Source organism: Streptomyces sp. NPDC088197 (assembly GCF_044741185.1).
Lineage (GTDB): Bacteria > Actinomycetota > Actinomycetes > Streptomycetales > Streptomycetaceae > Actinacidiphila.
The window spans coordinates 54,243-74,210 of record NZ_JBIUSD010000011.1 but is presented as its reverse complement, the minus strand read 5'-3'; the positions used below and the strand labels follow the sequence as shown (position 1 = coordinate 74,210).

General features: G+C 74.2%; 8 protein-coding genes. All 8 read right to left on the bottom strand.

Going from position 1 to position 19,968, the window contains the following annotated elements:
- Positions 1-4: 4 nt before the first annotated feature.
- Positions 5-1,582, bottom strand: a complete 1,578-nt coding sequence (locus tag ACIOC1_RS24805) for an AMP-binding protein (RefSeq protein WP_401856385.1) — start codon at positions 1,580-1,582, stop codon at positions 5-7.
- Entirely contained in the window at positions 1,569-2,411 is an 843-nt protein-coding gene (locus ACIOC1_RS24800; RefSeq protein ID WP_355341408.1) for a thioesterase domain-containing protein, read from the bottom strand. Before ACIOC1_RS24800 ends, ACIOC1_RS24805 begins: the two co-directional genes overlap by 14 nt.
- On the bottom strand, positions 2,408-3,517 hold the full coding sequence (locus ACIOC1_RS24795) for an HAD-IIIC family phosphatase (RefSeq protein WP_355341410.1): 1,110 nt from the start codon (positions 3,515-3,517) through the stop codon (positions 2,408-2,410). Before ACIOC1_RS24795 ends, ACIOC1_RS24800 begins: the two co-directional genes overlap by 4 nt.
- Positions 3,514-4,680, bottom strand: coding sequence for an acyl-CoA dehydrogenase family protein (locus tag ACIOC1_RS24790; RefSeq protein ID WP_355341413.1), 1,167 nt, complete (start codon positions 4,678-4,680; stop codon positions 3,514-3,516). The genes ACIOC1_RS24795 and ACIOC1_RS24790 overlap by 4 nt, the downstream gene beginning before the upstream one ends.
- Positions 4,681-4,691: 11 nt before the next feature.
- On the bottom strand, positions 4,692-4,952 hold the full coding sequence (locus ACIOC1_RS24785; RefSeq protein ID WP_188282225.1) for an acyl carrier protein: 261 nt from the start codon (positions 4,950-4,952) through the stop codon (positions 4,692-4,694).
- Positions 4,953-4,957: 5 nt separating this feature from the next.
- Positions 4,958-5,809, bottom strand: coding sequence for a 3-hydroxyacyl-CoA dehydrogenase NAD-binding domain-containing protein (locus ACIOC1_RS24780; protein ID WP_355341416.1), 852 nt, complete (start codon positions 5,807-5,809; stop codon positions 4,958-4,960).
- A 103-nt stretch (positions 5,810-5,912) separates the two neighbouring features.
- The gene (locus ACIOC1_RS24775; protein ID WP_401856384.1) at positions 5,913-15,014 is read right to left on the bottom strand and encodes a beta-ketoacyl synthase N-terminal-like domain-containing protein; all 9,102 of its coding nucleotides are present in this window, start codon (positions 15,012-15,014) and stop codon (positions 5,913-5,915) included.
- A gap of 12 nt (positions 15,015-15,026) precedes the next feature.
- On the bottom strand, positions 15,027-19,913 hold the full coding sequence (locus ACIOC1_RS24770; protein ID WP_401856383.1) for an SDR family NAD(P)-dependent oxidoreductase: 4,887 nt from the start codon (positions 19,911-19,913) through the stop codon (positions 15,027-15,029).
- Positions 19,914-19,968: the final 55 nt, after the last annotated feature.

The following is a 19,968-nucleotide window of genomic DNA, read 5'->3' as shown; positions in this document are numbered from 1 at the left end:
GCCGTCACCGGTCGGCCGCCGCGGCGCGCGCCGTGAGGGCCTTGCGGTCGATCTTGCGGTTGGCGTTGAGCGGGAACTCCTCGACCTGGACGAAGCGGCGGGGGACCAGGGCGCGCGGCAGGAAAGCGGCCAGGTCCTCGGCCAGGGCCGCCTGAGGCCGCCGCTCACCGAGCAGGAAGGCCGTCAACTCGCCGTCCACGGCGACCGCGACGGCCTCCTTCACACCCTCGACGCGGCGCAACGCCCACTCCACCTCGGCCAGTTCGACGCGCACCCCGTGGATCTTCACCTGGTGGTCGCGCCGGCCCAGATACGCGAAGGCGTCGCCGGGCAGCCGCCGTACCAAGTCGCCCGTGCGGTACCAGCGTTCGCCGCCGTGCTCCAGGAACCGGCCCTCGTCGTCGGCCGGGTCGAGATAGCCGGGGAACATCTGGTCGCCGGTGACGCACAGTTCACCGTCGCCGTCCTCGGTGGGCTCGTGCAGCAGCGCCCGCATACCGGGGTGCAGACGGCCGATCGACACCACGTCGTTGACGCACGACGACGGTGAGGTGACCGGGTCCCAGCGGTGCACACTGCACGAGATGGTCAGCTCGGTCGGGCCGTAGAGATTCTCGACCACCGAGCCGGGCGCCGCAGCGCCCCACTCCCGCGCGTCGTGGGCCAGCAGCGGCTCCCCGCAGAACAGGCTCCAGCGCAGGCTCGGCATGCTGCCCGCGGGCAGCCCCCGGGGCCGCCGCCGCAGCAGCGACACCAGGCTCGGCGCGGAGAACCACACCGTGATGCCCTGCTCGGCGACGAACCGCTCCAGCGAGGCGTACGCGGTCGGCGGCACGCTCACCACGGTGCCGCCGCTGCCCCAGCCGGTGAACAGGTCGAACATCGCCAGGTCGAAGGTGAGATCGAAGGTCTGCGAGAACACGTCCCCGCTGTGGAAGCCGTACCGGCCGTGCACGAAGCGCAGATAGGCGTCGACATTGCGGTGCAGCACGGGCACCCCCTTGGGCGTGCCCGTGGAGCCCGAGGTGAACAGGATGTACGCGATGTCGTCGGGCGTCGTCGGCAGCGGCTGCTCCAACGGCTCCCCGACCGGCTCCCCGACGACGGGGACGCCGTCGAGGACCCCGGCCAGCTCCGGCAGCACGGCGGCGCCGCGCTCGTCCACGATCAGCGCGTCCAGACCGGCCGCGGTGATCATCCGGGCGGTGCGGTCGGCGGGGAAGCCGGGGTGCAGCGGCACGACGGCCGCGCCCGCGAACTGCGCGGCCAGCAGACCGGCGTAGGCGGTCACGGTACGGGAGGCCAGCAGGCCGACCCGCCGGGGCCGCCCGCCGGGGACCGCCGCGACGACGGTCCCGGCGAGCGCCCGCGCGGCGGCGTCCAGCCGCGTGTAGTCGACGGCGGTGGAGCCGACGCGCAGCGCCTCGGCCCCGCCGTCGAACGCCAGGCCGTGCCGGAACCAGTCGGTGAGGGTCCGGCCCGCCGGGACCGCGGCGCCCGCGGTCCCCGGCGGCCGGTCCCCGGCCTCCCGTCGCGGCCCGCCCGGCCGCGACGGCAGGCGCGCGGGTTCAGTGGTGAACAACGGATGCCTCCTGCGGGTGGATGGGCGCGAGGCCCGGAAGCTGCGGGCCCCAGGTGCCGCGCAGCGCCCGGTCGATGTACCGGTGGGTGACCGCGGCCTGCTCCAGCACCGCGAAGTGCCCGCCGGTCAGGGTGTGCGAGGTGAAGCGCCCGGTGGTCTGGTCGCGCCACCCCGCCACGTCGGCGATGCCCGCGCGCGGGTCGTCGGTGGCCGCGAGCGCCGTGATCGGCACGCTCAGCGGAGCCTGCGGCCGGTACTCGTAGGAGTCCCTGACCCCGAAGTCCGCGCGGAACGGCGGCAGGATCATCCGCAGCACCGTCGGGTCGGTCAGCATCCACTCCGGGGTGCCGCCGATCCGCCGCAGCAGCGCCACGACCTCGTCCTGCGTCATCCCCGCCACCGGCGGGTCGCCGTCGTCGGGCGAGCCGGGCGCCGCGCACCCGGAGACGAACAGGTGCACCGGCATGGGCCCGCCGCGGCGCCGGATCTCCCGCACCAGCTCGAAGCCGACCAGCGCCCCGAGGCTGTGCCCGTACACCGCGTACGGCCGCGTCTCCCCCTCCGGGGAGGTGTCGGCCAGCACGGCGTCCGCGAGGTCCGGCACCAGCCGGTCCATCCGGTCGTACGGGGTGTCGCGCAGCCGGGTCTCCCGGCCGGGCGGCTGGACCGGGCGCACCGACACCGGGCCCAGCCTGCCGAACCAGGAACGGTACGCCGAGGCCGAACCCCCGGCGTGCGGCAGGCAGTACAGCCGCACGCCGGCGCAGCCGGGCTGCTCCGCGAAGGGCAGCCACGAGGCGGCGGGCGCCGCCTCCAGCACGGTCGTCATCGCGTCACCTCGACCTCGACATAGCCGGGCAGCGGCTGGATCTGGTCCAGGTCGGCCCCCAGCACCAGCCGGTCGCCCTCCCTGGCCACCTCGCGGAAGCCGCTGAAGGCGTAGGTGATCTGCATCATCCGGTTGCGGCCGGTCTCCACGAAGTCCGCGCGCAGGCCCGCACCGGCCTCCCGCGCCCGCTCCATGATGTGGCTGAGCAGCACCGAGCCGACCCCGCGGGACATCACCCGGCACGACATCAGCATCATGTGGAGCTGCCAGTTCGGGTCGCCGGTCTCCACCAGCGCCAGGCCGATCTTGCCGTACGAGCCGAACCGGTCGGTGAGGGTGGCCACCAGCAGCAGGTGGTCGGGCGACTCGCGCAGCGCGTCCAGCTCGTCGTACGAGTACGTGCGGCCCGTCGAGTTGAGCTGGTTGGTGCGGATGGTCAGTTCCTCCGCGCGCTGGAGGTCCTCGCGGGCCGCCGGGGCGATGGTGAACGTCATGCCCAGGCTGGCCAGGAACTCCTCGTTGGTGCCGACGAAATCGCTCTCGATCTCGTCCCGCGCGAGCTGGCTGTGGTACATCGCCCGGCGCTGCGCCGACTCGTCGGAGACGAACCGCGGCCGGAACTCGATCCGGTTCAGCTCGGTGTCGATGTCGAGCGCGTTGACCCGGGTGACCTCGGGGACGGAGAACTCCATCTCGGCCAGCTCGAAGTCCTGGTCGTCGACGAAGGCGAACGCGTCGAGCCCCAGATTGAGCTTGGCGGAGATCTGCCGGACCGACTCCGACTTGGCGTTCCAGCCGATCCGCGGGTACAGGAACAGGTCCTCAAGGCCCAGTTCGCGCAGCTTCGCCATGGCCGTGTCGTGGTCGTTCTTGCTCGCCACGGAGTGCAGGACGCCCAGCGCGTCCAGCCGGCGGATGTGCTCCACCACACCGGGGCGCAGGGTGACCTCGCCGTCCTCCAGCAGCACCCCGTCCCACAGCGTGTTGTCCAGGTCCCACACCACGCACTTGATCTTGCCCTGCGCGGGCTTGCGGTACGGACCGTCCGGCGGCGACGCCGGGCCGGTGGCCGGCGCGGTGGCCGGCGGTTGCGTCAGCGTGCTCACAGTGCCCACTCCCGGTATGCCTCGTCAGCGATCGTGATCCGCTGGATCTCGTTGCTGCCCTCGATGATTTCCATGACCTTCGCGTCCCGGTACAGCCGTGCGACCGGGAAGTCGGCGCTCATTCCATTGGCGCCGTGGATCTGTACGGCCTCCGTGGAGTGCCGGGCCGCCGCGGTGGACGCGAAGTACTTCGCCACCCAGGTGGCCATGATGGTCGCCGGGTCCCCGGCGTCCTTGAGCACACCGGCCTGGTGGCACAGCAGCCTGGCCGCCCGCACATCGGTGACCATGTCCGACAACTTCGCCCGGATGAGCTGGAGTTCACGGAGCTTGCTGCCACCGACCGTGCGCTGCGCGGTGTAGTACGCCGACGCCTCCAGGCACGCCTGGACGATTCCGACGGAACCGGAGGCGACCGAGAACCGGCCCAGGTCGAGGGTTCCGCTGAGCACCATGCCGGAGGCGAACGAACTGGGCCCCAGCAGCGCGTCGGAATCGAGCCGCACATCGTCGAACTCCAGCTCGGCGATGAGCGAGGCCCGGGTGCCGAGCACGTCCTCCACCGGTATCACCCGCACGCCGGGTGACCGGCGCGGTACGAGCAGGGCGATCACGCTGGACTCGGTGCGGGCGAACACCAGGAACAGGTCCGCCCGTTGGCCACCGGTGATCCACTTCTTGCGGCCGTTGAGCCGCCACCCGCCGTTCTCCTGGACGGCGGTGGTACGGATGCCCGCGGTGTCGCTGCCGCCACCTGCGGGCTCCGACAGGCAGAAGGCGCCGCGCACCGCGCCGGTGGCCAGCGACGGCGCCCACTGCTCGATCTGGGCGGGGCTGCCCCAGCGGAGCAGCGCCCACGACAGCATGGTGTGCACGGTGAGCAGGGACCTGACCGAGGAACATCCCCGGCCCACCTCCTCGTGCACCTGACCGAGCGTCACCAGGTCAAGGTCCTGGCCGCCCAGCGCGGCCGGGTAGAAGGGGGCCCACAGGCCCGCCTCGCCGATCCGCTCCTGCAACTCCTCGGGGACCGCGCCCCGCCGGTCGTACACGTCGGCCACCGGCATGATGTGGGTGTCGACGAACGCGCGTGCCGAGTCCCGGGTGATCCGGGCCCCCGCCGGCGCCGCCGCGAGGGGCGGCGCCGTGGTCAAGCTCGTCATGGTCTGGCTCCTCAGTCGACGGAGACGGGGACGCTCCGGCGGGCGACGAGGTCCGCCATGGCCTCGACGGTGCGGAAGTTGTCGATGCGCAGTTCGTCGTTGGGGATGGTGAGGCCGAAGGTCTTCTCGATGAACATCACCAGTTCCATCGCGAAGAGCGAGTTGATGTAGCCGAGCGAGAAGATGTCCTGGTCGGTGGCGATGCTGGCCTGCGGGAAGCGGGCCTCGATGAAGGAGAGGATGCTGGTCTGGGCGGTGGTGTTCTCGGACATGGTCGTCATCCCTTGTTGTCGTAGGTGTAGAAGCCACGGCCGGTCTTCCGGCCGTGCAGTCCGGCGTCGGTCATCTGCTTGAGCAGCGGGCAGGGCCGGTACTTGCTGTCGGCGTAGTGCTCGTAGAGCACCTCGACGCTGTAGAGGATCGTGTCGACGCCGATCAGGTCGGCGGTCTCCAGCGGACCCATCGGGTGCCCGAAGCACCCGCGGAACACCTCGTCCACCGACTCCGCGGTGGCGACGCCCTCGTGGACGAGGAAGGCGGCCTCGTTGACGGTCAGCATGAGCACCCGGTTGGAGACGAAGCCGGAGGCGTCCTTGACGTCCACCGCCTTCTTGCCCATGCCGCTGAGGAGCTGGCGGGTGACCTCGACGGTCTCCTGCGCGGTGTGGAAGCCGGGGATCAGCTCCACGACCGGCTTGGCCGGCACCGGGTTCATGAAGTGCACCCCGACGACCCGCTCCGGGTGCGTGCCGACCGCGGCGACGCGGGTGATCGGGATCGCCGAGGTGTTGACGATCACGACCGCCTCGGGGGAGAGCACGCGGTCCAGCTCGGCGTGCACCTCGCGCTTGATCTCCCAGTTCTCGGTGACGTTCTCGATCACGAAGTCGGCCTTGGCGAGCGCCTCGACGCCGACAGCGGTGGTGATCCGGCCCAGGATCTCGTCGGGGTCCAGGGCCGGTCCGCCCATCAGGCGGCTGAGCCGGCAGTTGCGGCTGATGGCCGCCTTGGCGTCGGTGAGAATCCGCTCGTCGATGTCGACGAGGACGGTCTCGTAACCGGACTGGGCCAGATTGTGCGCGACTCCGATGCCCATGACCCCGGCACCGACAACTCCTACGACGGTCATGATCTCTCCGATTCCTTGGTGGGTGGTGCTGGCTGTTGTGGGTGTGCTGAACCACGCCTGGGGCGTGGGGTGTCGCGTGGTGCGGAGTGCCGCTGACGCGGGATCAGCTCCTGCGCCGCCGGGCGGCGGTCTTCAGGCCGGACCTGCGCAGTCGCGCCTGCTCCTGGCCGTCGGGCTCCGGGACGGGCGCCGCGTCCGCGGCGGGTCCGTCCACGACCTTGGCGAGGGCCTCGACCGTCGGGGCCTCGTAGAGGATGTGCGGGGGGAGCTCGGCGTCCTGGAAGGCCCGGCGCAGGGCCGCGAGCAGGGCGATGCCGAGCAGTGAGTTGCCGCCGAGTTCGAAGAAGTTGTCACGGGCGCCGACCCGTTCGAGCTTGAGCATGTCGCCCCAGACCTCGGCCAGCCGCTCCTCGACGGGGCCCGAGGGCTCCCGGTAGGGGGTGAGGAGTTCGGGCCGCGGGTGCCGGTCGGCGGAGCCGGAGCCGCCGCCCGCCGGGGCCATGACGGCCTCGACGGTGAAGCCGGTGCTGTAGCTCACCATCGTCGGCAGGTCCTGCGTGGAGACCACGACCCGCGACTCGCCGGAGGCCAGGGCCCGCAGCAGCGAGCGCCAGCCCTCCGCGAAGGTGATGCCGAAGGCTTCCCGGTGCGAGCGGAAGAAGGACTGCAAGCCCTCGTCGTAGCCCGACAGACCGGAGTCCCAGGCGTTCCAGGTCCACTCGCCCCAGTCGACCGACAGGACCCGGCGGCCGGTGGCCGCCTGCCGTGCCGCGTAGCCGTCGAGGTAGGCGTTGCCCGCGCAGTAGTCGACCTGCCCCGGGCCGCCGCCGGTGGCCGCGGTGATCGAGGAGAACAGCACCAGGAAGTCCAGCGCGGTCTCATCAGCGTGGCCGATTCGCAGTGCTTTGTCCAGGGCCTGTACGCCGGCAACTTTGGGCGCGAGAACGAGCTCGGAGTCGTCGGACTGCTTGAACTGGATCAGACCCGTTCCGGGCACGCCCGCGGTGTGCAGGATGCCGTGCAGGGCGCCGAAACGCTCCTGCGCCAGGTCGATGGCGCGCCGGACGTCGGGCGCGCTCGCCACGTCACCCGTGACGATCTCGACCTCCGCGCCCAGCTCCACGATGCCCAGGACACGGCTCACCCTGGCCCGCAGCGCCTCGTCGGCCGCCTCGGTGCCCGCGGCGATGCCCTCCCACCGCTCACGCGGCGGCAGCCCGCGGCGGCCGAAGAGCACCAGCCGGGCGCCGACCTGCCGTGCGAGGTGTTCCGCCATGCCCAGACCGATGCCGCCCAGACCGCCGGTGATCAGATAGACCCCGTGCTCGCGCAGCACCGCCGCGGCGCTCTCGTCGTCCGCCGCCGGGAGCATGTCGTAACCGCACACCCAGCGCCTGCTGCCGCGCAGGGCGACGGCCGCGTCGGTCCGCGGTCGGCGCAGTTCGGCGGCGACGGCGGCGGCCGGGGTGTCCGGCTCGACGTCGAGCAGCCGGGTGGTGACGTTGGGGTACTCCAGCGGCACCACGAGCGTCGGGCCGATGAGCGTGGCGGCGTCGGGCCGTACCTCCGAACCGTCGAGCACCTGGTGGGCGCCCGCGGTGACCATGTCCAACTGCCAGTCGCCCGAGCCCAGTTCACCGGCCGCACGGGCCAGTGCCACCAGGGTGTGCAGACCGAACGCGATCGACTCGTCGTCGGGCCGCTCCGCGAGCGTCCACAGATGGACCACCCGTTCCAGCGCGAGCCCGCGCTTGCGCAGATCGCGCAGGACCGCCTGGGCGTCGCCCGAGTGGCCCGGCCGTACGGTGTAGCCGGTCGCCGGGTCGGCGCTCCAGCCGCCGCCGGGACGGACCGCGGTCACGGTCGCGCCGTCGGCCGCCGCCGCGCGCACCAACTCGTCGAGCACACCGTCGGCTTCCGACCCGTCGGCGTAGACCAGCCAGCTCGCGGGCTGCGCGCCCGCCGTCGCCGGGGACGCGGTCTGCCGCCACACCGGCTGCCAGACCCACTGCTCCTCCGGCAGCTTCGGGACCCGGTCGATGTCCTCGAAGCTGGCGGGCACACCCGGTGTGCCCGGCGCCGTCGCAGCCGCGGGCGCGGCCGGCTTGGCGCCGATCAGCGGGGTCTGCTCGATCCAGTAGCGCTGCCGCTGGAAGGGGTACGTGGGCAGCGGCACCCTGCCGGGCGCGAAGCCCCGGTGCAGCTCGGCGGTCCGCTCGGCGCGGCCGTGGTAGGCCGCCCAGTCCAGGTCGACACCGGTCAGCCACAGCCGCGACAGGGCCTCGGTCAGGACTCGGTCGGCCGGACGCGGGTCGCTCTGCGCGGGCAGCGTCGCGGTGATCGTCGCCCAGCGCTGCGGAGCGCAGCCCGCGCCGCGCACCATCGTGCCCAGCGACTGTCCGGGACCGATCTCCACCATCGCCAGCTCGGGGTCGGCCAGCAGCGTCTCGACGGCCGCCGCGAACTGCACGGGACGGCACATGTGCTCCGCCCAGTAGGCGGGGTCCCGCACCAGCCGGGCGTCGGCGACACCGCCGGTGACGTTCGACAGGTACGGCAGCCGCGGCGGGTTGAGCCGGATGTTCTCCGCGACCCACGAGGTCAGCTCGTCCGCGAGCGGGGCGAGCATCCGGGAGTGGAAGGCGTGCGTGGTGCGCAGCCCCCGGCTGGGGACGCCGTCGCGCTCCAGGTCGGCGGCGAGGCCGGCCAGCGCGTCGGCGGGACCGGCGACCACCACGGTCTGCGGGCCGTTGACCGCGGCGATGTCCAGGCCGCGCGCCTGAAGTCCGTAGCGGTCGCGCAGGTCGTCGGGCCCGAGCGGCACCGCGGCCATGGAACCCGTCTCGACCCCGGAGATCAGCCGGGCCCGGTGCACCACCAGCGCCAGCGCGTCCTCCAGCGACAGCACCCCGGCCAGGCAGGCCGCGACGTACTCGCCGAGGCTGTAGCCGAGCATCAGCGACGGCTGCACGCCCCACACCATCAGCGTCGAGGCCAGCGCGTAGTCCACCGCGAACAGCAGCGGCTGGACGATCTCGGTGCGCTCCAGCTCCGCCTCCCGGTCGTCGGCCGCGCCGGTCGCCCGGCCCAGCAGCGCCGCCAGGTCCATGCCGCCGCCGGGACGGTCCCCGGTCAGCAGCCCCATCAGGTCGGTGTCCGGCAGGTGCGCGGCCAACAGGCCCAGGCAGTGGTCGAGTTCGGCGCGGAAGACCGGCTCGTGCCGGTAGAGGTCGCCGACCAGACCCGGATACTGCTCGCCGACCCCGGCGAAGAGGAAGGCCACCGGGCGGCCGTGCGCGGTCTCCACCCGCGCCGACAGCGGCGCGTCCTCGTCCGTACCGGCCAGCGAGGCCACGGCCTGCTCACCGCTGGAGACCACGGTGGCGCGGCGGTGCTCGAAGGTCTTGCGGCCGACCTGGAGGGTGTAGGCGACATCGGCGACGCTCGCCCCCGAGGTCGCGGCCAGGTGCTCGGCGAGGTTGCTCACGGCCTGGTCGGCGGCGTCCGAGGTTCGGGCCGAGACCGGCAGGAAGTGGTGCCGCCTGCCGCCCTGCGGGGTGTCGGGGCCGGCCCTGCGGGCCGGCGGCTCTTCGACGACGACGTGCACGTTGGTGCCTCCCATGCCCAGCGAGTTGAGTCCGGCGATCCGCGGCCTGCCGTCCTCGGCCGGCCACTCGGTCAGCCGGGTGTTGACGTAGAAGGGGCTGTCGGCGAAGTCGATCTGCGGGTTGGGGGCGGTGAAGTGCAAGGTCGCGGGGACCATCCGCTCGCGGACGGTGAGGACCGTCTTGATCAGGCCCGCGGTGCCCGAAGCGTGGTTGAGGTGACCGATGTTGGTCTTCACCGCGCCGATCGGGATGCTGCCGGGACCGCCCGCCGTGCCGAACGCCCGGCTCAGCGCGGTGACTTCGATCGGGTCGCCGATCGGGGTGGCCGTGCCGTGCGCCTCGATGTAGCCGAAGTCCTCCGGCCTCACCCGTGCGTCGGCCATCGCGTCCTGCACCACACGGGCCTGCCCGGCGACGCTGGGCGCGGTGTAACCGACCTTCAGGGCGCCGTCGTTGTTGATCGCCGAGCCGCGGATGACCGCGTGCACGGTGTCGCCGTCGCGCAGCGCGTCCGAGAGCCGCTTGAGGACCACGACGGTCGCGCCGTCACCGAACATCGAACCGCTGGCCTGCGCGTCGAAGGTCCGCACATGGCCGTCGTGCGACTCCATGCCGCCCTGCTGGCGGCGGTGGCCGACCCGGTCCGGGACGCTGATGGACACACCGCCCGCCAGCGCCATCTCGCACTCGCCGCCGCGCAGGCTCTGCACCGCCAGGTGCACACCGACCAGCGACGTCGAGCAGAAGGTCTGCACCGCGACGCTCGGTCCGCGCAGGTCGAACAGGTAGGAGACGGACGTGGTCAGCGCGTCCTTGTCGTTGCTCATGATGATCTCGTACGGGCTGATGTCGCCCGCGGCGAGCTGCGAGGTCATCCCGAACAGATACGTGGAGAGGTTGGAGCCGCCGAAGACGCCGATCCGGTCGCGGTACGCCTCGTTGGCGTACCCCGCGTGCTCCAGACCCTCCCAGCAGACCTCAAGGAAGAGCCGCTGCTGCGGGTCGGTGAGCGCCGCCATCCGCGGGCTCATCCCGAAGAATCCGGCGTCGAAGCCGCTGATGTCGTCCAGCACGGCGCGCGCGGGCACGTACTCCGGGTCCTGGACCATGTCCGGGTCGACGCCCGCCTCGATCAGCTCCTCGGGGGTGAAGAAGCGGATCGACTCCACGCCCTCGCACAGATTCCGCCAGAAGCCGGCCACGTCGCCCGCGCCGGGGAAGCGGCCCGCCATGCCGACGATGGCGATCCGCCGGTCGAGTTCGGTGCTCTCCGGTTCGGTGTCCTCGGGGCGCTCGGTGTGCTGGGTGACCGCGCTGACGGCCGGGGTCGCGGCCACGGCCGGACGCGGCGCCGGAGCGGCGACGGGTACGGGCGCGGGGGCGGGCCGGGGCGCGGGGACGACGGTCGCCGCGGGGGTACGGGGCGCCGCCGGGGCGCGGACCGGTGCCGGGCTCGGCCCCCCGGCGGCCTTGGGCCTCTGCTCGTCCAGGACGGCCGCCAGCCGGTGCACGGTCGGCGCCTCGAAGAGCGTGACCGTCGGCACCGTCACACCGAAGCGCGACTTCACGGTGGCCAGCATCTGGAGGGCGAAGAGCGAACTGCCGCCCAGGTCGAAGAAGTTGTCACGGGTACCGACCGGGTCGACACCGAGGGTGTCGGTCCACAGCGCGCACAGCTCGCGCTCCGTGGCGGTCAGCGGCGCCGTGTACGGCTGCGGCAGGTCGGGCCGCGGGAAGGACGCCACAGGGGACGTGCTCCCGGCGCCCGCCGTGACCGCCTGCGGACGGCTCGGGAGCCGGCCCGCCAGACCGCCGGCCACCACGACCACCGCGGGCAGCGGCTGCGTCACCGCGCGGTCGAGTGCGGTCAGCGACTGCTCGGCGGTCATCGCGTGCGCGGCCATCGAGGCGCCGGTCCTGGCGTCGACCTTGGCCAGCGTCGGCGCCCAGGTGTCCCAGGCGGCCGAGGTCCAGCGGGTCTGCGCGGTGCCGTCGTCCGGGCCCGCCCCGGCGAGCGCGGCCAGCGCGGCGTTGGCCGCCGCGTAGCTGCCGAAGGCCAGTCCGCCCAGGTGCGCGGAGGTCGAGGAGAACAGCAGGCCCCAACGCGGCGCGCGGTCCCCGGCGAGCCCGCCGACGGCGTCGCGCAGCACGCGAGCGCCCTCGTACTTGGCGGCGAAGTGCCGTGCGACGGTGCTCTCCTGGAGCGCGCCCAGCGGCAGGAAGGTGTCCTCCGAGGTGTCGGCCGCCGCGTGCACCAGGCCGTCGAAGCGCTCCGCGCCGAACAGGGCGCGTACGGCGGCGGCGTCGGTGACGTCCAGCGCGGGCGCCTCGACGTCCGCGCCGAGCGCGCGCAGCCGGACGACCGCCTGGCGGCGCGGGTCCGCCGGGTCGGCGGGCAGTCCGGTACGGCTGGCGAGCACGACGCGCCCGGCGCCGCCGCGGATCAGGTGCTCCGCGACCATCAGGCCCACGTCGCCCAGGCCGCCGGTGACGAGGTAGCTCTCGCCGGGCAGGACCACGGGCAGTTCGTCGGTGTGCGCCTTGGGCGCGTCGATCGGGCGGTACCGCGGGGTGAGGCGGCTGCCCGCGCGGAAGGCGGTGAGCACCGGCCCCTCGGCGGCGGCCAGTTCGGCGGCGAGCAGGGCGGCGGAGGCCGCCGTGTCGGCCGCGGGGTCCAGGTCGACGCCGCGGGCGTCGAGGCCCGGGTACTCCTGGCCCGCGACGACCGGCAGGACGGCGACCGCGGCCTGCGCCGGGAGGCTCCGCTCGGCGGCCGTGACGCTCTGGCCGCCGCGGGTGACCACGACGACACCGCCGGTCCCGGCCCGGTCGCCCCACGCCGACACGGCGCGGGAGACGTCGAGGACGGCCCGGGCCGGGTCCGCGTCGGGCCCATCCGCGTCCAGCGCGGACAGCACGACCACGGTCAGCGGCCCCTCGCCGGGCACCTCGGCGGTGTCGGGCGCGTCCGTCGGCCGTACGGTGACGGCCTCGGCGCCCGCGGCGCGCAGCCGCTCGGCCAGCGCGTCGCCGACCCCGGAGGCGTCGGCGTACAGCAGGAACCGGCCGGTGGCCGTACCCGTGCCGCCGTTCGCGTCCGGGCTCCACACCCGGCTCATGACCTGTACGTGCTCCTCGGCGTCGGAGTCGGCGGACTCCGTTGCCGCGGAGGGGAGTTCGGGCTTGGCGGCGGCGGGCGCGTCGATCCAGTAGCGGGAGCGCTGGAAGGGGTATCCGGGCAGCTTCGTGCGCAGGACGTCACGGCCGTGCTGGTAGCCGGACCAGTCGATGTCGACGCCGGTCAGCCACAGACGGCCCACGGCCTCGGTGAGGACCGTGCCCGCCTCGCGCGGGTCGTCGTCGCCGGGCAGCGCGGGGATCAGCAGGTCCGCGTGCCCTTCGGTGAGGGCGCGGTGGGCGCCGAGGGCGCCGTCGCCGATCTCCAGCAGGGCGTGGTTCCCGGACTCCAGCAGCGCGCCGAGCGCGGTGCCGGGGTCGGCGGGCGGGCCGGTGAGGGCCGCGGTCCAGTGCGCGGGGTCGGTGGCCTCTGCCGCCGTCAGCCGGCCGCCGGTCGCGGCGGAGTACAGGACGGTTCCGGGCTCGCCGAAGGTGATGTGGCCCGCCGCCCAGTCGGTCAGCGGCTGTCCCTCGGTCTCCGTGCGGCGGTGCAGCAGCGCGAAGGCGTCCTTGAGGGAGAAGACCCCGGCCAGGCACCCGGCGACGTACTCGCCGACGCCGTGCCCGAGGAGGGCGTCCGGCTGGATGCCCCAGGAGCGCAGGAGCGTGCCGAGCGCGTATCCGAAGGCGAAGGCGCGGTGCCCGTGCTGGTCGTGGCCGCTGGTGCGGTCGGGGGAGAGCAGTCCGGCCAGCGGGGCGCCGCCGACGGCCTGGGCGGCGGCGCGGCACTCGTCGAGCGCGGTACGGAACGCCGGTTCCGCGTCGTAGAGTTCGGCCGCCGCGGCGGGGTACGGCTCCGCGGCGCCGGTCAGCAGGAGGGCGACCGGCCGGGAGGCGGTGCCGTCGGCGCGGCCGAGGGCGGACCCGGCGCGCAGCTCGCGCGCCGCGCCGCTCAGCGAGTCCGCGACCAGGGCGCGCCGGTGGCTGAAGAGCCGGCGGCCGCTCTGGAGGGTGTAGGCGACGTCGGAGATGCCCGCGCCGACCGTGGTGTCCGCGTCGTCCATGGTGTCCAGGTGCGCGGCGAGATTGGCGGTGGCCTCGTCGGCGGCGGCCTCGGTGCGGGCGGACCACACCAGCAGTTCGCTGCGGCGGCCCGAGCCGGTGCTGCGGGCGGCGACCGGCGGGGCCTCCTCCAGGATCACGTGGGCGTTGGTGCCGCCGATGCCGAAGGCGCTGACCCCGGCGCGGCGCGGACGGTCGCCGCGCGGCCACGGGTGCCGCTCGGTGAGGACCGTCAACCGCGCGTCGCCGGACTCCAGTTGGGGATTGGGCGCGGTGTAGTTGCGGGTCGCGGGGATCTCGCCGTGGTGCAGCGACAGGGCGGTCTTGATCAGACCGGTCACACCGGCCGCGCGGTCCAGGTGGCCGAGGTTGGTCTTGACCGAACCGATCATGACCTCCTTGCCGTCGAACACCTGCTGGAGCGCGGCGAGTTCGGCGGCGTCGCCGAGCGCGGTGCCGGTGCCGTGCGCCTCGATGTAGTCGATGTCCTCGGGCTCGAGACCGGTCGCGGCGAGCGCCTCGGCGATCACCTCGGCCTGGCCGCTGACACCCGGCGCGGTGAAGCCGACCTTGCGGCCCGCGTCGTTGTTGACGGCCCAGCCGCGGATCACCGCGTACACCTGGTCGCCGTCGGCGAGCGCGTCGACCAGGCGGCGCAGCGCGACCACGCCGACGCCGTTGCCGACCAGGCTGCCCCGGCCGGAGGCGTCGAAGGCGCGGCACTCGCCGTCGGGCGAGCTGATGCCGCCCGGCTGGTAGAGGTAGCCGGTGTCGTCCGGGACCGCGATGGCGGCGCCGCCCGCGAGGGCCAGGTCGCACTCGAAACCGGCCAGGCTGGTGGCCGCGGCGCAGACCGCGACCAGGGACGTCGAGCAGTAGCTCTGGATGCCGTACGCGGGCCCTGACAGGCCCAGCGTGTGGGCGACGCGCAGGGTCAGCGAGTCCTTGTCGTTGGCCAGGCCCACGGTCAGCTCGCCGACGCTGCGGCCGATCCCGGACGGGGCGACGTTACGCGTCAGATAGGTGCTGATCGCGCAGCCCGCGAAGACACCGATCGAGCCGTCGAAGCTCGCCGGGTCGCAGCCCGCGTCCTCCAGCGCGTGCCAACTGTGCTCCAGGAAGAGCCGGTGCTGCGGGTCGAGGATCTGCGCCTCCTTCGGGTTGATCCCGAAGAAGTCGGCGTCGAAGCGGTCGATCCCGTCGATCACCGCGCCCGCCTTCACATACGCGGGGTCGTCGATCAGTTCGTCGGGCACGCCCGCGGCGCGCAGTTGGTCGTCGGTGAAGCGGGTGATGCCCGAGCGGCCGTCGCGGAGCGCCGACCACAGCTCCGTGGCATCGGTGGCGCCGGGGAAGCGCCCGGCGAGGCCGACGATGGCGATGTCCATCGGTGACACCTCGGTGGGTATGCGCGGCATGAATCCGTCCTCCTAGTTCCGGGTGATGGAAGGCTGGGCACCGCGGGCGCGGCGCCGTCTCTCGCCCCGGGCGAGGCCGGAGTCGCGTGCTGTGGTGGTGGCGGTCCCGGCGGGACCGCCGTCGAGCGCCGCCGCGAAGGCGGCGACGGTCGGGTGCTCGAACAGGACGGCCGGGGCGATCCTGCGGTCGAGCCGCTTCTCGATGTCGGCGACCATGGACATCCCGACCAGGGAGTTGCCGCCCAGGTCGAAGAACGGGTCGTGGACGCCGATGCCGTCGATGCCGAGGTGCCGGCCCCAGCTGTCGGCGATGACCGTCTCCAACTCGGTGCGCGGGGCCGCGTATTCGGTACGCAGCAACGGCCGGGGGAAGCGCGGCCGTTCGCTGTCGGCGGGGGCGCCGGCCGCGACGAGCGCGTCCAGGTCGGTCAGCGCCGCCCACTCGCGCAGCCCCTCGGCCATCGGCATCCGCACCGCCAGCAGGCTGCCGCGGGCGGCGCCCGCCAGCCTGCCCAGCAGCGCGTTGCCGCCGGACTCGGAGAAGCCGTAGCGGGCGCGGTGCTCGCGGACCCGGTCGGCCAGCGCGCCGCCGGACGCCTCGGCCTGCCAGTCGTCGTGCTGCCACGGGCCCCAGGCCACGCTCAGCACCTTGGTGGAGGCCGCGGCGGCGTCGGCCAGCGCCGCGCCGTACGCGTCCAGGACGGTGTTGGCGGCGCTGTAGTCGCCCTCGCCCAGGCCGCCGAAGACGCTGACCGCCGAGGAGTACAGGACCAGCAGCTCCGGCCGGTCGGCCTCCGGGGTGCCGGGGCCGACGAGTTCGGCGAGCGGGCCCATGGCGAGCACCTTCGGCGCGAGCACCGTACGGGCCGTGCCGGGCGTCAGGCGGACGGCCATGCCGCCCGCGGGGACGCCCGCCGCGTGCAGCACGCCGGTCAGCGTTCCGAACCGCTCCCGGCAGTCGCGCAGCGCGCGCCGCAAGTCCTCCGGTACGCCGACGTCGGCGGTGAGCAGCAGCACCTCGGCGCCTGACGCCTCCAACGCGGCGATGTCGCGCAGGCTTTGGGCGGCCCGCCCCTCGGGGTCGGCGGCAGCCGCGGCGTTCAGATCGGTCCTGCCGACCAGGGCCAGCCGCCGCGCCCCGGAGCGTACGAGTTCCCGTGCGAGCCCGAGGCCGAGACCGCGGGTGCCGCCGGTGACCAGATACGCGCCGTCGGGGCGTACGGGGAAGCCGGTCGCGCCGTCGGCCGCGGGGAGCGGCACCAGGCGCCAGTCCTTGAGCAGGCGGCGTCCCGCGCGCCAGGCGATCAGCGCGGGGGTGGCGGCCGGGTCGTCGTGCTGCCAGGCGCGGTGGCCGATCTCCTCCGCGAGGTGGGCGGCGCAGGTATCAGCGGGCGCCGACGGGTCCAGGTCGACGCCGCGCCAGGCCGTACCCGGCTGCTCGGCGTGGGCGATCCGCGCGAAGCCGTGGGCCAGCGCCCGGTCGGGGGCCGTGCAGTCGCCGCCGTGCACCTGGGCGGCGCCCGCGGTCACGGTCAGCAGCTTCACGCCGCGTTCGGCCGCCGCCGAGGCGAGCGACTGGACGGTGAGCAGCAGGCTGTCGAAGCCCAGCCGGACCGCCCTGACCAGCTCGGCGTCCTCGGCGAACAGCGGGGTGCGGGCCGGGTCGCGCAGGCTCCACAGGTGGGCGACGCGCAGCGGTCCCGCGGTCCCGGCCAGCGCTTCCGCGACGACCCTGCGGTAGTGCTCGGGGTCGGCGGGGTCGATGACGACCCGCCGTCCGTCGCGCCGCCAGGCGCCGCCGGGCACGACCTCGGTGACGGGTGCGCCGCAGGCCGCGGCCAGCTCGGCCAGCCGGGTCCCGACACCGTCGCCGTCGGCGAACACCACCAGGGGCGCGGCCGGTTCCACGGCGGTCGGCGCGGGCAGGGTGACGTCCTGCTGCCACGCGGGGGCGTAGCAGAAGTCGTCGGGCCGGACGTCGCCGCCGGTGGAGCCGGTGCCGGTCGCGGCGGCCGTCCCCGTGCCCGTGCGCGGCCAGTAGCGGGTCCGCTGGAAGGGGTAGGCGGGCAGTTCCGTGAGCGTGCCGGGGCGTGCGCCGCGCAGCGACGTCCAGTCGAGGTCGGCGCCCAGCTCCCAGAGCCGGCCGAAGGTCTCCAGCAGCCGGGAGCGGCCGTCGGTGGGGCCGCCCGCCGCCCACTGCGCGGGGACGGTGCCGAGCACGGTGGGGTTGGCGCCGCTGCGGTCGTTCTGCCGGAGCAGGCCGCCCAGGGTCTGGCCGGGGCCCAGCTCCACATAGCCGTCCACGCCCAGATCCGCGCAGGCCGCCAGACCGTCGGCGAACCGCACGGGGCTGGTCAGGTGGTCGGCCCAGTAGCCGGGGTCGGTGGCCTGCTCGGCGGTCAGCGGCGCGCCGGTGACGTTGGAGACGACCGGGATGCGCGGCTCGTGCCGGGGCACCGCGGCCACGGCCTTGGCCAGCTCCGCGCGGGCCGGGGCGAGCAGCGCCGAGTGGAAGGGGTGCGCGGAGCGCAACTGCCGTGCCGCCAGGCCCTGTTCGGCCAGGTGGGCGGCGGCGGTCGCCACGGCGTCCGGCGCTCCGCTGACGACGGTCATGGCCGGGCCGTTGACGGCGGCGATGTCCACCGCCGCGCCGCACGCGGCCAGTTCGGCGCGCACCCGGTCGGCGTCGGCGGCGACCGCCAGCATCCGGCCCTCGGGCGCCGCCTCGATCAGCCGGGCGCGCCGCGCCACCAGCCACAGGGCGTCGGGCAGTTCGAAGACACCGGCCAGGGTCGCGGCCACGTACTCGCCGAGGCTGTAGCCGATCAGCAGGTCGGGCGTGACGCCGTGCGTGGCCAGCAGCCTGGCCAGCGCGTACTCGACGGTGAACAGCGACAGGTGCGCGATCTCCGCGTGGCTGTCCGGGTCGTCCGCCAGGTCAGCCCCGCTGCCGGGCCTGGCCAGAAAGCCCGCCCCCGCGTCGGCCGGCGCCTGCGCGGGCTCACCGAGCAGCGTGTCCCGCAGGTCGATGCCGCAGCGCTCCTCGGCGACGGCCAGGCACGTCTCGACGGCCTCGGCGAACGCCGGTTCCGTACGGTGCAGATCGCGCGCCATGCCCCGGTAGTGGTCGCCCGTGCCCGGCAGCAGATACGCCAGCTTGGGGCGGCCCTTGACCGTACGGACCCCGGTGGCCCGCGCCGCGGTCGCCAGCGCGGCGGCAGCGTCCTCGGGGTCGGCGGCCACCACCGCGCGCCTGAACTCCAGCGCCGCGCGGCCGCTTTGCAGCGTGTACGCCAGGTCGTCGAGGCCGGTGCGTCCGGCGACCGAGGCCAGCGCGTCCAGCCGCGCCGTCAGCGCGCCGTCGTCGGCGGCGGAGACGGGCAGCAGCTCGGCCCTGCCGGGCGCCTGGGCGGCTTCGACGGAACCTTCGGCGGTGCCGTCGGCCGAGGTGCCTCCCGTGGTGGCGAGACCGGCGCGGACCGGGCCGCCGACGCCCGCCGCCGTGCCCGTCCCGGCCGCCGCGGGCGACGGCGCCGCCAGGACGACATGGGCGTTGGTGCCGCACCAGCCGAAGGAGCTGACGCCCACGAGCTGCGGCGACGCCTCGTCGGTCGGGAGGGGGCGGGACTCGGAGGCCGGGCGGACGGCGCCCGCGGCGACGGCGGTCTCCGAGGGCTCGGTCATGTTCAGATTCGGCGGCACCGTGCGGTGCTTGACGGCCAGGACGGCCTTGATGAGACCGGCCATCCCGGCCGCGGCCTGGGTGTGGCCGATGTTGGTCTTCACCGCGCCCACGTGCAGCGGCCGTTCCTCGCTGCGGCGCCCGAACACATCGGTGAGCGCGCCCAGTTCGATGGCGTCGCCGAGCTTGGTGCCGGAGCCGTGCGCCTCGACGTACGCGATGTCGTCGGGGGTCGCCCCGGCAGCGGACACCGCGCGGCGGATGACGTCGGCCTGGGCGCTGCGGCTGGGCGCGGTCAGGCCGTTGCTGCGGCCGTCCTGGTTGACGGCCGTGCCGCGGATGACCGCGTGCACCCGGTGGCCGCGCCGTACCGCGTCGGAGAGCCGCTCCAGGACGACCACCCCGGCGCCCTCGCCCAGCACATAGCCGTCGGCGCGGGCGTCGAAGGTCTTGCACAGGCCGTCGGGGGACAGCATCGAGGTGGAGCAGGCGTTGACGTACATGTCGGTGTGCATCAGCAGGAAGGCGCCGCCCGCCACCGCGAGGTCGCACTCGCCGCGGCGCAGCGCCGTACCGGCGAGGTGGACGGCCACCAGCGAGGACGAGCAGGCGGTGTCCAGGGTCAGCGCGGGGCCGCGCAGGTCGTAGTGGTACGCGAGCCGGCCCGCGACGACGCTGGCGGAACCGCCCTGGCCGCCGTACGGGTCGTGCAGCACGCCCAGACCTTCCTCGGCCTGCTCCAGACGCAGGTACTGGAGGACGTCGGAGAAGCCGATCATCACTCCGGTACGGCTGCCCGCCAGGCTCGGCGGCGGCGTACCGGAGTCCTCCAGCGCCTCCCAGGTCAGCTCCATGAGCAGCCGCTGCTGCGGGTCCATCCGCAGCGCCTCCTGCGGGGAGCTGCCGAAGAACCGGGCGTCCCAGCCCGCCACGTCGTCGAGGAAGGCGCCGCGGGTGGTGTAGACCCCGTCGTTCTCGACGTGCGGGGCGAGGTCGAACCGGCCGCCCGGCACCTCGTCGAGGACCGCGGACCTGCCCTGGTCGAGCAGGTCCCAGTAGGCGTCGACGGAACCGGCGCCGGGGAAGCGGCACGACATGCCGACGACTGCGATCGGCTCGTGCGTCTGTGCCTGGGCCTCGGCCAGCTTGCGCCTGGCGTCACCCAGGTCGACCGTGGCCTTCTTCAGGTATTCGCGGAGTCTGTCCTCGCCTGCCATCTTCCTGCCCTCTGCCGATTCGTGGTGTGGTGACGGACTGCCCGGTGCCGGGAGC